Raw genomic sequence first — 14,941 nt, 5'->3', positions numbered from 1 at the left:
GGCGACGAGCCCGCGCCCCGGCCGGATCAGGCCTGGTGAGGACGGATGCTCTCCGGCGAGAGCGATCCGTGAGAGCGATCCGTGAGAGAGGTCCCGCGTCAGCGGCGCCTGCCGCGCCGCACGCGGAGCTCCTCGAAGCGCGGGACGTCGCCGTCGCGGACCCGTCGCCACGCCCGGGTGTAGAGGTCGGCGACGGGCTCGGCGGGAACGATCACCCCCAGCACCGCGCTCTCCTCCGCGACCAGGTCGAACAGGGGAAGCTTCCACCGTTCGAGCGGGACGTTCGGCGCCCTGAGCTCGGCCCAGGCCCCCGGCAGGAAGAGCGAGCGGCCCGCGCGGGCGCGGCTCGCCTCGACCACCAGGTCGGTGGCGGCCAGCTCGGCGCGGGCCGCCTTGAACCGGGCGGGCTTCCAGCCGGTCCACCGGGTGACGTTCTTGTCGGTGGGGTCCGGCATCGCGAGCAGCGCGAGGTAGAGCGCCGCGGCGTCCGTTCCCAGCCCGTACTCCCCCGCGACCTGGGACAGCAGCGCGGGCACGGAACGGGAGGGGTCCTGCGGCCACCAGGTGCCGTCGGCCGCCCGCTCCCCCGCCACCGGGTCTCCGGGGTCGGCCAGCAGCGCCTCGAACCGCGGATCGCGGGCGGTGCGCAGCGCCAGCTCGGCGGCGAAGGGCCGCTCGGGGTGACCGGCCAGGGCGCGCAGGGCGGGCAGGTAGGGGTCGTCGCCCGACGCGTCGAGCAGGGCGACGCGCAGGCCGGGCGCGGGCCGGTCGTCATAGGTGGCCATGATCACGGCGCCGTGGCGCTCCCAGTCCTCGGCGACCTCGGTGGGAGCCCCGGCGACCTTGCGGAATCCGGGAAGGTCGACGTAGTCGCCCAGGTCGAGCAGCAGGTCGGGGTTGGCCAGCCGCTCCCTGACCGCGGCCAGCACCGCGGGCAGCGCGACCCGTACGGGATCGCCGGAGGGCAGCCGGTGGGCCAGCCACGCGCTCAGCGCGATCGTGGAGACCAGCGTGGACTGGGTGAACCCGGTGCCGCCGTCGTCGTCCGGGTAGACCCGGTCGCCCTTCACCCGCCAGTGCAGGTCCGTGCTGAACTCCGGCGCCGAGGCCGGGTCGAGCAGGGCGGGCAGCGCCCGGCTCGGCTCCCACCCGGCGCGCACCGCGCGGGTCGCCTCCCCGACGAGCCACTCGGGGACGGCGGCCCGCCGCCCCACCCTGGCGTTCCACACGCGCGCGGCGGCGGCGACGTCCGGGCCCTCGGTCCACAGCTCGGCCGGACGCTCGGGCAGCAGCGCGCCGACGACCTCCCGCCGTACGTCGGCGTCGATCTGGCGCAGCTCGTTCTTGGCCACGGCGGCGTCGGCCGCCTTCACCCCGAGGGCCGCCCGCAGCTCCGCGGGCAGGAAGCCGCGCTCGTAGGAGTCCACGTACGGCAGCCCGGCGACGACCAGCCGGGCCGTCGTCTCGGTCACCCCGGTGAGGCGCGCGAACTCCCCGGCGCTCTCCGGCCGCCAGGGCGCGGGGCCGCGTCCGGCGAGCTCGGCGAGGAACTCCCCGAGCCACCCGGCCCGCCTGGCCTCCCCGATCGGCCCCGAGGAGCGCACGGTGTACGGCTGGGGTACGGCGAAGCGGCCCGCCGGGTCGTGGAAAAGGGCGGTGAAGAGGTAGCCGTCGCCGTCGGAGACGGAGGTCAGGAACGCGATGAAAGCGCCGTCCTCCAGCGGGAGCACGTTGCGCCCGCCATCGGAACGGCCGTTGCGGGCGTTGTCGACCCAGGCGCCGTCGAGGCGCAGGAGGAAACGGCGCCACGAGGACGATTCCGTCGCGGAGGCCAGCCCGAGCGCCTCGAACTCGGAGAGCAGCTCGCGCAGCGCGCCCGCCTGCCCGGGATCGAACGCCGACGCCGTCCGGTAGGCCAGCGCGGCCGACCGGTCGGCCAGCGGCCCCCACTCCAGGGAGAGGTGCGCGAGCTCCGGCCCGTCCAGGTGGACGTGGGCGGTCCGGCCGGAGGGCGTCCGCCTCTCGTCGCCGATCGTCCGCAGCTGCTGGAAGATGCCGTGGGAGGCATCCCTCCATCCCCAGTAGGGGGGCACGGCACCGAGGCCGTTCAGCGCCTCGGTGAGCAGCCGGTCGGAGGGGCCCTCCGGCTCTCCCTCCCGCTCGCCCGCGAGGGCGGCGGCGAGCCTGGCCGCCGCCGCGTCCAGGGTGGCCCGCTGGGCGGCGGCGAACGCCACCACCCCGGCGATCCCGGCGATCAGCGCGTCGTGGGTGACCCCCGGCAGCAGGGAGCGGACCAGGTCGCGCAGCTCCTCCCGCGCCGACCTCGGGGGCTGCCCCGGCTGTCCCGGCTGTCCCGGCCGGCCGAGTTGCCCCGACTGACCGTACTGTCCGGACTGCCCGGGATGAGCGGATTCGGTGGAGGCGGACTCGACGGACGCGGCGGCCTTCAGCAGGGCCGCAGCCGTCTCCCCGTCGATCCCGCGCAGCACCGACGAGCCCTCCGGGTCGCGGGGCCGCATGTGGTGCCAGTAGCGAAGCGGCGGCAGCAGGACACTGCCCTCCGCGAAGGCCCCCGGCTCGCCCTGCGGCGAGGCCTTCGCGACGACGACGCCCTCCGGGTCGACGAGCTTGACCTCGCGGTAGCCCGTCACGACGGCACGCGGCCGGTCGTCGCCGGGGAAGGTCACCGCGCGCGACGGCCTGCCGTGCCCGTCCTCGCCGCCGCGCAGGGTGACGGCGCGCCCGGCGAGGTCCTCGCCGCGCAGCGATCCGTCGGGCAGCTCGACCACCCGCCAGCCGAGCAGGCCCCCCACCGGGACACCGGCCGGGGTGGCCTCCTCGGAGGGGGCGGGCAGCAACCAGCCGTCGCGGAAGGTGCTGCCCGGCGGTGCCGAGCGCAGCGCGTCGGCGAGGAATCCGGGCACGCTCAGCCTGCCGTCCGTCATGGTGACCGGGTCGTGCTCGCGCCAGGCCTTGACGTCGCCGTCCCAGACCCAGAAAGAGGTCCCGTCACTCATCAGGGTGCCCCTGAGGGGCACCGCGGTGTCGCCCGGGTGCAGCACACCCATGCCGGTGGCCCGCCCCCCGCCGGGCAGCGGCAGGGTGATCGTGTCGGAGCCCAGCCTCCACCAGCTGATCTCCCCCTCCATCGAGAGGGTCGTCCCGGCGGAGGAGTGCCAGTATCCGCGCAGCCCGTCACCATGGGTGCCCCAGTAGACGAGCAGCTCGCCGTCGACGTGATGGAAGCCGGGGTCGCCCCAGGCGTCGTCCGGCGCGGGGCGCAGGTCGTGGACGAGCACGGTCTCGTCCCGGCCGATGACCCTGGCCTGGGAGGGGCCGGAGACGATCAGGTTCGGCCAGGCGTCGGCGGTCTCGATCTCGTCCAGGTCCTTCGGGGCGACGAGAGCGGCGACCGCCTCCTCCCAGACCAGCCAGCCCAGCTCGTCGAGGAGCCCGCCGCGCAGCGTCCTGGCGAGCTCGGCGGCGAGGTCGGCCCGCACCGCCTCGGTGACCTCCTCCTCGGCGAGGACCAGCGCCTCGCCGGGCAGCCAGGTCAGCCGGCCGAGGGCCTCGGGCAGCTGCGGCAGGCCGGTGGCGGCCGAGCGCCGGGCGACCGTGGCCACCCACTCCGCCAGCATCGTCCGGCCGCCGGGCGAGGCCGCCAGGCGGCGTACGGCCCGGTGCCCGTCGGTGTCGTCGCCGAACGCCTCGGCGGCGCGGTGGAACGCGCGCCGGAACCGGGGGGCGGCGGCCAGCGCGAGCAGGTCGCGCCCGTCCTCTTCGCGCGCCCATGGCTCCAGCAGCAGGCGCGCGTCGTCGTCCGGGTCGGCGACCGGTATCTCCAGCGACAGCAGGAGGTCGACCAGGTCGGGGTCGGGCTTGAACGGCACGGTCCGGCCCGTCGCGGCGAGCTCGGCGCGCAGCCGTCCCGCCACCCGCTCGACCAGGGCGTACAGGCCGGGCAGCGCCGTTCCCCGCCAGCCGGGGTTCCAGATGGCCAGGAAGCGCTCCAGCCAGCCCGCCGTGCCGTCGGCGGGACGTTCGCGCTCGGGCACCTCGGCCTCTCCCAGGCCCGCGGTGGCGCCCGACTCCTCCAGCACCGCCAGCCAGAGGGCGGGCATGTCGTCGTCGCGGTTGGCCGGCATCGTGTTCAGCAGCGTCCCGCGGAAGGCGGGCTCCCGCCGGGCGAGGTTCACCAGGGCCGGGCGGTGCGCCTTCCACCAGCCCGGCGCCGCCCCGGAGGTGGCGGGCAGGGCGAGCAGGTCCACGAGGTACGACTGCTCCTCGATGTCCGCGTCCCGCCCGGCGGCCCTGGCCAGGCGGCGCAGCTCGACGGCCATCTGCGCGGACGGCGACAGCCCGCCCGCCGTACGGCGCACGCACAGCCGGTGGATCCTGCGCAGGGCCTCGTCGGCGGGCACCCGGCCCGCCAGCTCCTTGGCGTACACGGACAGCGCCTTCACCGGCAGGGCCCCGGCGAGCGCGAACTCCAGGAACACCGCGTCGAGCCGGTCCTCGTCGACGGGCAGGCCGTGCTCGGTCTCGGCCCTGCGCGCCTGGACGAACATCTGCGCCGCGTAGGTGGCGTTCTCCACCGAGAGGAACACCCGGCCCGCCTGTTCGAGGAACGTCGGCAGGAAGTGCGGGACGGACCCGGCCAGCTGGGTGGCGAGCCGCTGGTAGGCGTCGAGGGCGGCCTTCGGCTTGGACTTCGCCTGCCGGCCCGCGCGGTCCAGCTCCGGAACCAGGGCGAGCGCGTGGTGACCGTCGCCGGGGTGGTGCACGAGCACCCACTCGGGGAATCCGAGCGAGCGCCGCAGGTCCACCCCGACGACGGCCGGTTCGCCGTCCGGCTCCAGCCCGAGGAAGGCCGCCGCGGCGTCCTCCGCCGCGCCCAGCTCCTCGGCGACCAGGCGGACCACCACCCGGTCCTCCAGGCCGGGGTGCCGGTAGGCGCGCGCGGTCAGCGGAACCGCCCGCTCGCCGCCGTCCGTGCCCGGCGGAAGGACCGCCCCGGCCTCCAGCAGCTCCTTCGCCTCGGCGATGCCCGCTGCCTCCCCCGGCTCGGCGATGCCCGCGGCTTCTCTCGACTCGGCGATGCCCTCGGCATCCCTCAGCTCCGCGAGGCTCGCGGCCTCACGGGACCCGGGCGCCGCGGTCCGGGCCGCGGGGGTGTTCGCTGACGACGTGGCGCCGCTCACGCGTTCGTTCCTTCCTCGACGTCGCGGCCGGCGTACAGCGCCGCGGCCATGCGCATTCCCTCGGACCAGGCCACCGGGCCGACCTCCCGCAGGGGAAGCCGCCTGCCGTCAGGGGTGTTCCAGGTCAGGTTGCCGGTCTCGGTGTCACCGTCCCAGTAGGGTTCTCCGATCCACACCGACGCCTCGGCGCTCCGCCCGGCGTCGCGCACCGCGCAGGTGGCGTAGCCGCCCGACACGCGGTAGCCGAGCGAGGTCGCGCGGGCGGCGAGACCGAACCGGGAGGCGAACCTCCCCCCGGCGAACTCCGTCACCTCGGTCGCCTTCTCCGCGTGCTCGGCGGGCTTCTCCCAGGTCGCCCGGTGGATCTGCTCGACGCGCTGGGTCACCCCCAGCTCCGCCGCGAACTCCCGCAGGTCCTCCAGGTCGGGGAGCAGCACCGGGTGGGGCAGGGTCACGGTCTCCGGGGACATCCGGACGGTCTCGCCATCCAGGTTCACCGTCCGCAGCTCGCCCGACGCGGTGACGTCCCGCAGGAAGCCCGCCTCGTCGTCGCCGACCACCACGAGGTCGCGCAGCACCGACCGCCACGCCTCGTCCGGCCACACCCGGGCCACCAGCCCGGTGGGAACGGGCAGGGACGACACCATCCAGGCGTCCACCCGTGCCACGCAGGCCGCCTCGTGCCGGTCGAGCCACTCGGCCAGACGGCGCAGCCGCTCGACCTCGGGGTGCTCGCGCACCTGTTTGGGCAGCGACTTCAGCCGTCGTCCCGCCGCCCGGCCCGTGGTGGCTCTCGCCGCCACCCGGCCCTCCACCAGGGCGACCTCGTAACCGTCGCCCGCCGCCAGCCAGCCCAAAGGGTCCCGCCTTTCACCATGGAAGGATCGCCGACGCCCGCGGGGATTTCGTCACCCGCGACCGTGATGCGCGGAACGCTAACGCCCCTGACCGACAAACCTGTACTCGGCGTCGCGCGGGTCCCCCGCAACGGCGCCGGAACCTTCGCAGAGCGGTCGGATCGCGACACAATCGCCGGATTCCCGCACGACAGGCGGACCCCGGCGCAACGGGCGAAGGACCTGGGCCTACGTCTCCCGCCGGCCTTCTCTGGCCTGGTCGTGGCGTGCGCGCGCCTCCATCACCGCGGGCATCTCGCCCTCCAGCCACTCGATGAGGTCGAGCAGGCGCCGGGCGGCCTCGCCGCCGAGCGGCGTGAGGCTGTACTCGACCTTCGGGGGGATGGTCGGCTCGGCCTCGCGGTGGACCAGGCCGTCACGCTCCAGGGCCTGCAGGGTCTGGGCGAGCATCTTCTCGCTCACCCCGTCGACCCGGCGGCGCAGGGCGTTGAAGCGGTAGGTGCCCTCGTGGAGCGCGACCATGACCAGGATGCCCCAGCGGCCGGTCATGTGCTCCATCGTCTCGCGCGAGAAGCATCCGCGCACGAAGACGTCGAAGGTGAGCTGGCTGAACTCGTCCAGCGGGATCGCGGCCTGGTCGTCCATCCGTCCACTTTACTTTCTCGCCGCACCGCACAAAAGAAAGCACTAACTTTTAGTTGGCGCTGCGGATTAGTTAGTACTAACCTGACGGCGACCCCTTCGAACGAGGAGAAGCGAAATGATCGTTGTCACCGGTGCCACCGGCCGGCTCGGCCGCCTGGTGGTGGACGGCCTGCTGGAGAGGGTGCCCGCGGACCAGGTCGCGGCGGCCGTACGGAACCCCGGCAAGGCCGCCGACCTGGCCGCGCGCGGCGTCGAGATCAGGGAGGCCGACTACGACCGGCCGGAGACGCTGGAGCGGGCCTTCGCCCCCGGTGACACGGTCCTGCTCATCTCCGGCGACGCCGTCGGGCGGCGCCTCGAACAGCACCAGGCCGTGGTGGACGCGGCCAGGGCGGCCGGGGTCGCCCGCATCGCCTACACCAGCGTGCTGCACGCCGACACCACTCCCCTGGGGCTGGCCATCGAGCACCGGGGCACCGAGGAGCACATCCGCGCCTCCGGGATCCCGTTCACCTTCCTGCGCAACGGCTGGTACACCGAGGTCTACGCGGCGTCCGTCCTGCAGGGCGTCGAGCACGGCGCGATCCTCGGCGCGGCCGGTGACGGCCGCGTCGCCGGCGCGTCCCGTGCCGACTACGCGGCCGCGGCCGTCGCCGCGCTCACCGGCGAGGAGGACGGCGACAGGATCTACGAGCTCTCCGGCGACACCGCGTGGAGCCTGTCCGAGCTGGCCGCCGAGACGTCGGCGGTCTCCGGCAGGCCGGTCGTCTACCGGGACCTGCCGCACGCCGACTACCTCAGGGCCCTGATCGACGCGGGCCTGCCGGAGCCGGTGGCGACCATGTACGCCGACATCGACCTCGACATCGCCCAGGGGGTCCTCTCCCACACGCCCGGCGAGCTCAGCGCCCTCATCGGCCGCCCCACCACGCCGCTGCGCGAGTCGGTGATCGCGATCCTCAAGGAGGCGTGAACTCCGGCGATGAGCTCACCGTCCGGAAGCCACCCGGAGGCCACCTGGAAGCGGGCGCGCGCACCGTCGTGGAGAACCGGCACCGGCCGGCTCGGGACCCACGGCGCCTCAGTCGCCCCGCAGCAGGTCCGCGACGGTGGCGATGCCGTGGGAGACGGCGTCCGGGGTCAGGTTGCCGAACCCGAGAACGAGCCGCGCGGGAGACGTCCGCCGTTCCGGCGGGTCGAGGAGATAGCCGCTGATCCCGTACAGCGCGACGGACCGGCGGCGGGCGGCCTCGACCACGGCGCGCTCGTCCGTGCCCGGCGGCAGCTGGGCGACGGCGTGGAACCCGGCGGCCAGGCCGCGCACCTCGACCTCGGGCGCGTACCGCCCCAGCGCGTCCACGAGGGCCGCGCGCCGGGCGGCGTAGCGTGTCCGCATGTGGCGCAGGTGACGGTCGTAATGACCCGACCGCAGCAGGTCCGCGAGCGCGAACTGGTCGAGGACCGGCGAGCCGCGGTCGGCGAGCCGCTTCTGGCGCGCGACGTCGGCGGACAGCCGGGGCGGGCAGAGGATCCATCCGAGGCGCAGGGCCGGGGCGAGCGACTTGCTGACCGAGCCGAGGAGCGCCACCCGGTCCGGGGCGAGCCCCTGCAGCGCCCCGACCGGTTCGCGGTCGTAGCGGAACTCGGCGTCGTAGTCGTCCTCGACGATCGTCGCGTCGCGGGCGACGGCCCAGGCGATCAGCGCCTGCCTGCGGCCGGGAGCCAGTACGACCCCGGTGGGCGACTGATGGGCGGGGGTGAGCAGCACGGCACGCGCACCGGTGGCCGCGAGCGCGCCGGTGTCGACACCGTGCTCGTCGACGGGTACCGCGACGATGTCGAGTCCCGCCGTCGCGGCGGCGGCGCGGTGGTCGGGGTCGCCGGGATCCTCCACGGCCACGACCCGCACGCCCTCCCCCGCCAGCGCGCGCAGGACGAGCTGCAGCCCCTGCGCGTACCCCGCGCACACGACGGTGTGGGCCGCGTCGGCGGCGGCCCCGCGAACCCGCCGCAGGTAGGCGGCGAGCACCTCGCGCAACATCGGGTCTCCGTACGGGTCGCCGTAGCCGAGCAGGTCACTGGGCACGTCACGGCACGCGCGCCGAAGGGCGCGACTCCATCGCTCACGGGGAAAACTCGACAGGTCGGGCACACCGGGCCGGAAGTCGATCCCGACGGGTCCAACCGACCCGGCGAACCCGGCGAGCCCGGCGAGCCCGGCGGGCGCGGAGGTCCTCGCAGACGCGGAGGATCCGGCGAGCGCGGAGGGTCCGGCAGGGGCGGAGGGTCCGGCGAGCACAGGGGTCCCGGCAGGCGCGGGGAGCCCGGCGGGCGTGGGGGGCGGTGACGGCGCGTCCACCGGCGGGCGGGCGGTGGCGGCCACGCGGGTGGCCGAGCCGCCGCGCGTGACGAGGTATCCCTCTGCCTGCAGTTGCGCGTAGCACTCGGTCACCAGGCCGCGAGAGACGCCGAGGTCGCGGGCGAGGGCGCGCGAGGACGGGAGCCGCTCACCGGCGGCCAGCCGACCGTCGCGGATGCTCTCGCGCAGCGCGCCTTCCAGCTGCTCGCGCAAGGGTTCCGGCCGGTTCCTGTCAACCCGCAACAGGAGTTCCGGCCCCGAACCGGTCCACTCGATCGACATGAAACCGGACCTTACCGCTGAGCCGGTTTCCGTCCTAGGGTCGGCCCATGACTCACCAGAAGAGCGCCGACGACGCGGCCCGGGAGGACGCCGGAGAGACTCAGGGGGGCGCCCTTGAAACCCGGGGAGACGACGGGGGGACACGGGAGAACAGCGGGAAGACTCAAGGGAAGAGTGCGGAAACCCGGAGAGACGGCGGGAAGACGCAGGAGAACGGCCAGGAGACTCAGGGGGAGGGCGGAAACCCTCAGCGGAGGGAGTTTCGGGGAGAGGGCGCCCGCGTTCCGGGTCCTCGCATCCTGACTCGCCCGGTGGTCCTGCTGCTGGCCGCCTCGCTCGGTGCCCTCGGCGGCTTCTACCTGCTGGCGCCCGTCGTCCCCCTGTACGCGGCCACGTCCGGCGCGGGCGGTGTGGGCGCGGGCCTGGCGACCGGCACCATGATGCTGGGAACCGTGCTGACGGAGTTCGCGGCACCCGGCCTGCTGCGCGCGTACGGCTACCGGGCGGTCATGGGACTCGGCCTGCTCCTGCTCGGGGCACCCGCCCTCCTGCTGCCGGCGTCGGCGTCGATGCTTCCGGTGCTGGGGATCTGCCTGGCGCGGGGTGCCGGGCTCGGGCTCGTGGTGGTGGCCGGCGCGGCCCTGATGGCCGAGCTGGTACCGGCCGACCGTCGTGGCGAGGGGCTGGGACTGTACGGGGTGGCCGTCGGGATTCCCTCCATCGCGTGCCTGCCGCTGGGTCTCTGGCTGAGCGAGCACGTCGGTTACGGGCCCGTCTTCGTCGCCGGGGCGGCGCTGTCGCTGCTCGCGCTGGCCGCCGTACCCGGCCTGCCCTCCCTGCGAGCAGGGACCGAACGGCACAGCGGGACCGGGACCCCGGCCGGAAACCTGAGCGGAACCCACGACGAAACCCGGAGCGGGCCCTTGGGCGCAAGCCCGAGCGGGACCCGAGACGGAATCCGGAGCAGGTCCCGGGACGGAAACCCGAGCAGGTCCCGGGACGGAAACCCGAGCAGGTCCCGGGACGGAAACCCGAGCAGGTCCCGGGACGGAAACCCGAGCGGGACGCGGGGCCGAAGCGGAGTCCGGAGCGGGATCCTCGGCGTCCTCCGTGACGGCGGCGTCGCCAGGCCCGCGATCGTCTTCGCCATGGTGACGCCGGCGGCCGGTGTCCTGCTGACCTTCCTCCCGCTGGCCGCGTCGGAGCGGTCACGCGACCTGGTCGCGCTGGCCCTGCTCACGCAGTCCTGCGTCACGCCGCTCGCGCGCTGGATGGCGGGCCGGTACGGCGACCGCCACGGCCCCGCCCGCCTGCTCGTCCCCGCCGTCCTGGCCGCCGCTCTCGGCACGGCCGGACTCTGCCGGGTGGACGACCCCCTCGCGATGATCGTCGGTATGGGCCTGTTCGGGGCGGGGTTCGGCATGGCCCAGAACGCGACCCTGGCGCTGATGTTCGAACGCGCCCCCCAATCCGCCCTCGGCCAGGTGAGCGCCGCGTGGAACCTCGCCTACGACGCCGGGCTCGGCGCCGGCGCGGTCGGGTTCGGGCTCCTGGCCGGGTCGGTGGGCTACCCGGCGGGGTTCGCCGTCACCGCCGCCGTGCTGTTCACCGCGCTCGTCCCCGCCCTGTACGACCGCACGGCGGGCAGCCCGGCGAGGGTGGCGGAGGAGGCCGCGACATGACCGTCGTACGCCTCCCGCCGACCCCGGAGGACACACGCCGACCGGCGACCTGGGCTGCGGCCACCATGACGCGGTCCCGCGTGGTGAGGTAGGGGCCCTTCCAACCGGAGCCCCTTCAACCGGAGGCGGGAACCGCCCCTCGCCTCCCCGGACGCCGCGCTTCCGCGCCTCCCCGCCCCCGTGAACGAGCCCGCCACGTGGGCGGGGAGGACGACGGCCGGTGTCACCCGTTCGGGGCCCGCTCCGCGTCGGCGGGGGCGTCTTCGTCGTTCGCGGCGGGCGCCGGGAAGCTCCGTCCCCACCACGCGTTCCAGCGGGATTCGAGATCGGCGAACGCGGCGTCGTCCAGGCCGTACGTGGTGAGCACCATCATGGCGCCGCCTCCGGGGTGGGCGGCCGAGGGTGGGGTCTGGGCCGCGACCAGCAGGCCGTCGCCCCAGCCGTCGACGGTGAGGCCGACCTGGTTGGCCGAGCGGAACCGGACCTCACCGCGCAACGTCTCCCCGGCGGGCCCCTCCAGCTCGTACGGGCTCCCCTGGGGCAGCCCGGCCACCCCCGCGAGACCGGCGGCCTCCAGCACCGGCGTGACCGCCGCGCCGGAGAGGAAGACCGTGCGCCGGTCGGCGCCCGGGTGCCGTTCCAGGGCGAACGCGAGCTGGTGGACGAAGGTGATCCAGCCCTCGGTGATGTCGTCGTAGTAGGCGTCCCACTCGGGGTCGCCGCCTCGCGGGGCACGGGTTACCCGCAGGCGCGTACGGTCGCCGAGGTCGGTCAGCTCGAACAGGTCGCCGCCCTGGAGCTCCAGCCGGTGCTCGGTGGCCGACTCCACGACGTTCTGGTGGTAGATGACCTCGATCTCCTTGTCGAGGCCGTCGAAGTGCCAGCCGTGCCAGCGCCGGATCGACTCGGGATCGCGCAGCGCGCTCCACACGTCGTCGACGGGTACGCCGATGGTGACCTCGAAGGAGAACGGCTCGTCTGTCATCGGATGCCTCTCGACGGGGAACCTGGATCCTGGTTCCGGGGTGGGTGTCAACGGCCGGTGTCCGGCGATCCGGGGGCCGGGAGTCCAGCGCTCCCTCCCGTGCCGGGAGAGGCGCCGGTCTCCGGCGTACCGGGGGCGGGAGGCCCGGCGGTTTCTCGCGTCCCCGGTACGCCGGGGGCCGGATGTCCGCCCGCGACGAGGCGGTAGGGCCGCCCGCCGGGGGTGTCGAAGCGGGCCGCGACCCGAGAGAGGGCGTCGGCGAGCGCGTCGGTGAAGTCGTGCACGTCACCGGGCTCGGCGAAGCGCACCCGCGCCTCGAGAGTGAACGTCAGCAGCCGGACGCCCTGCCGGTCGGCGGCGGCGGCCATGCGGGCGACGTCGCGCACGGTCCCGGCGGCCACCTCGACGAGATGCTCGGCGGCGTACTGGTCGGCGACACGGCGGAACCCCTCGTCCGCCTCGGCCACCTTGTCCACCTTGTCCACCTCGGTGGACTCGGTGGGCTCGCCACCGTCACCGCCGGTTTCAGGGGATCCGTCGGCTTCGCCGGGTGCGTCGAGCACCCCGGGGTCGACGAGGAAGGCGTTCGCGGTGACGCCCATGACGCGCTCGACGAAACCGCGCCGAGGGCGCTCCTCCACCAGCTCGACCAGCCCCGCCTCCTCCAGCACCCTGAGGTGGTAGCCGACCCGCTGGCGCGGCAGGTCGAACTCGGCCGCGAGCTGGACGGCCGAGGCGGGCTCGCGCAGGCGGGCGAGGAGCCGTCGGCGGATCGGGGTGAGCGCGACCCGCAGACGGTCGGGCTCGTCCATGAGCGTCATCTCGGTCGCGGCCACGACCACATGGAACCATTGGACAAATTAATCTGTCAATTGGCATCGTGACCGGACGTGACCGCGAGAAACCGACGAACCGGGTCGCCGTCATCCGACGCACACCGACCGAACGCTTTCGTGTACGCAGGCCGGGCGGCTCCCTCAGTCGTGGCGCGGGATGCCGGAGACCTCGTGGTCGGCGTGGAACAGAGCCTCGCCGATGAGCGCGCGGACGTGGGCGTCACGCGCACGGTAGAGCACGCGACGACCGTCCCTGCGGGTGCGCACCAGCCCGGCGAGACGGAGTTTCGCCAGGTGCTGGGAGACCGACGGGCGCGCGACCCCGATGGCCTCGGCGAGCGAGCCGACGTCGTACTCCCCCGACGAGAGCAGCCACATCAGGCGCAACCTGGTGGCGTCACTGAGCATCCGGAACGCCTCGATGGCGGTCTCCACCTGGGCGCCGGTGGGTTGCTCCTGCGACGGGTTGGCACCTGATTCGTTGTCGCGTGCGTACATGACTACATATACTCCGGGAAAAGGGCACCGGCAGCAAACGAGGTAGCCATGTCCGACCAGCAGGACGCCGGTAATCCGTCCCCCGACGGACTCACCGGCCCCGGTTCTCCCCATGGTCAGGGCCACGAGCCCGCGCACGAACACACACCCGTACACGGACACGGTCACGAGTCCGCGCACGAACACGGACACGGGGCCGCGCGTGAACACGGTCACGGTCATCAGCACGGTCACGGTCACGGGCACGAGCACGGCCACGAGGGACGGCAACCGGCGGGCCGTCGGCTCGGAAGGCTGCTCTCACGAGCCCGTCACGCCCTCACCCCGCACAGCCACGACAGCGCGAGCAGGACCGACACCGCCCTGGAGTCCAGCAGTCGCGGGATGCGCGTACTGGCCGTCTCCTTCGCCGTGCTCATGGTGACCGCCGCCGTCCAGGCGGTGATCGTCGTCTTCTCCAGCTCGGTCGCCCTCCTCGGTGACACGCTGCACAACGTCGCCGACGCGCTGACCGCGCTGCCGCTGGCGATCGCCTTCTCCCTCGGGCGCCGGGCGGCCACCCGCAGGTTCACCTACGGCTACGGCAGGGCCGAGGACCTGGCCGGGATCGCGATCGTCCTGGTCATCGCCGCCTCCGCCGCGCTCGCCGGTTACGAGGCCGCGCGGCGCCTGGTCGACCCCCAGGAGGTACGGGCGCTCGGCTGGGTCGCGGCGGCGGCCGTGATCGGCTTCGCGGGCAACGAGTGGGTGGCCCGCTACCGGATCGCGGTCGGGCGCCGGATCGGATCGGCCGCGCTGGTCGCCGACGGGCTGCACGCCCGCACCGACGCCCTCACCTCGCTGGCCGTGCTGCTCGGCGCGGGCGGCTCGGCACTGGGCTACCCGATCGCCGACCCGATCGTCGGCCTGCTGATCACGGTGGCCATCTGCCTCGTCCTCAGGGACGCGGCCCGCGAGATCTACCACCGACTGATGGACGCGGTCGATCCGGCACTCGTCGACGGTGCGGAGCGGATCCTGGCCGCCACCTCCGGCGTACGGCGGGTGGGGTCGGTGCGACTGCGCTGGGTGGGCCACACGCTGCGCGCCGAGGTGGACATCGTGGTCGGCGAGGACCTGTCCCTGCTCCAGGCGCACGCCGTGTCGGTGGAGGCCGAGCACCGGCTCATCCACCACCTGCCCCGGCTGAGCGCCGCCACCGTGCACGCCGACCCGGACGGCCGGGAGGGCGCCGACCACCACGCCGTCCTGGCCGGACACCGATAGGCCGGGCCCGTACCGGACACCGATAGGCCGGGCCCCTACCGGAAGACAGGCCGGGTCCGCAGGAAGGTGGACCGGCCCGTACCGGATGGTCACCGGATCGCCCCGCCGGACACCTTCACCCCGCCCGCGAACCGGCGGGCGCGCCACGTCCGGGAACCAGAGCCGGCGGAGCGAGCCGGGAGCGCGACGGACGCGAACGCGTACCCACACGGCCGAAAGGGCGTGAGATGCGAACGTGTACTCGCACGGACCGGGCGCGGGGGGAGGTAGTCTCGCGTGATCACCGTCGCGCCCTGCGGACCGGCTCGCCCGGCCCGGCCCGCAGACCGT

At 74.5% G+C, this 14,941-nt stretch carries 10 protein-coding genes; 3 read left to right on the top strand and 7 right to left on the bottom strand.

From position 1 onward, the window contains the following. Window positions 1-98 precede the first annotated feature (98 nt). The 3 genes from ABT053_RS32525 to ABT053_RS32515 form a co-directional block, all read right to left on the bottom strand. Window positions 99-5,201 carry a DNA-binding protein gene (locus ABT053_RS32525; RefSeq protein WP_350974264.1) on the bottom strand — a complete coding sequence of 1,701 codons (5,103 nt, stop codon included), beginning with the start codon at window positions 5,199-5,201 and terminating at the stop codon, window positions 99-101. Further along, window positions 5,198-6,058 (bottom strand): DUF4132 domain-containing protein, encoded by an 861-nt coding sequence (locus tag ABT053_RS32520; RefSeq protein WP_350974262.1) that lies wholly within the window; start codon window positions 6,056-6,058, stop codon window positions 5,198-5,200. Before ABT053_RS32520 ends, ABT053_RS32525 begins: the two co-directional genes overlap by 4 nt. 228 nt (window positions 6,059-6,286) lie before the next feature. Further along, a complete protein-coding gene (locus tag ABT053_RS32515; RefSeq protein ID WP_350974260.1) occupies window positions 6,287-6,703 on the bottom strand; it encodes a winged helix-turn-helix transcriptional regulator in 417 nt (138 codons plus the stop codon). A 115-nt stretch (window positions 6,704-6,818) separates the two neighbouring features. Between ABT053_RS32515 and ABT053_RS32510 the strand changes: the two genes are divergently transcribed. Beyond that, the gene (locus ABT053_RS32510) at window positions 6,819-7,676 is read left to right on the top strand and encodes an SDR family oxidoreductase (protein WP_350974258.1); all 858 of its coding nucleotides are present in this window, start codon (window positions 6,819-6,821) and stop codon (window positions 7,674-7,676) included. A gap of 108 nt (window positions 7,677-7,784) precedes the next feature. Here ABT053_RS32510 and pdxR read toward each other — a convergent pair whose 3' ends face one another. Continuing rightward, window positions 7,785-9,344 (bottom strand): MocR-like pyridoxine biosynthesis transcription factor PdxR, encoded by a 1,560-nt coding sequence (gene pdxR, locus ABT053_RS32505; RefSeq protein WP_350974256.1) that lies wholly within the window; start codon window positions 9,342-9,344, stop codon window positions 7,785-7,787. Between the two features lie 311 nt (window positions 9,345-9,655). Here pdxR and ABT053_RS32500 point away from each other — a divergent pair, with 311 nt between their 5' ends. After that, complete coding sequence (locus ABT053_RS32500; RefSeq protein ID WP_350974254.1) at window positions 9,656-11,026, top strand: MFS transporter; 1,371 nt, start codon at window positions 9,656-9,658, stop codon at window positions 11,024-11,026. Between the two features lie 223 nt (window positions 11,027-11,249). Here ABT053_RS32500 and ABT053_RS32495 read toward each other — a convergent pair whose 3' ends face one another. The 3 genes from ABT053_RS32495 to ABT053_RS32485 form a co-directional block, all read right to left on the bottom strand. After that, entirely contained in the window at window positions 11,250-12,011 is a 762-nt protein-coding gene (locus ABT053_RS32495; protein ID WP_350974253.1) for an SRPBCC family protein, read from the bottom strand. A gap of 47 nt (window positions 12,012-12,058) precedes the next feature. After that, window positions 12,059-12,847: an ArsR/SmtB family transcription factor gene (locus ABT053_RS32490; protein ID WP_350974251.1), complete on the bottom strand. Its 789-nt coding sequence runs from the start codon at window positions 12,845-12,847 to the stop codon at window positions 12,059-12,061. A 141-nt stretch (window positions 12,848-12,988) separates the two neighbouring features. Continuing rightward, window positions 12,989-13,345 (bottom strand): ArsR/SmtB family transcription factor, encoded by a 357-nt coding sequence (locus ABT053_RS32485; protein WP_350974250.1) that lies wholly within the window; start codon window positions 13,343-13,345, stop codon window positions 12,989-12,991. Window positions 13,346-13,729: 384 nt separating this feature from the next. Between ABT053_RS32485 and ABT053_RS32480 the strand changes: the two genes are divergently transcribed. Next, the gene (locus ABT053_RS32480; protein WP_350974248.1) at window positions 13,730-14,611 is read left to right on the top strand and encodes a cation diffusion facilitator family transporter; all 882 of its coding nucleotides are present in this window, start codon (window positions 13,730-13,732) and stop codon (window positions 14,609-14,611) included. Window positions 14,612-14,941: the final 330 nt, after the last annotated feature.

Origin of the sequence: Streptosporangium sp. NPDC002524 (assembly GCF_040295985.1) — a bacterium.
Taxonomy (GTDB): domain Bacteria; phylum Actinomycetota; class Actinomycetes; order Streptosporangiales; family Streptosporangiaceae; genus Streptosporangium.
The sequence above is the reverse complement of the archived record's forward strand: the minus strand, read 5'-3'. Positions and strand labels throughout refer to the sequence as shown.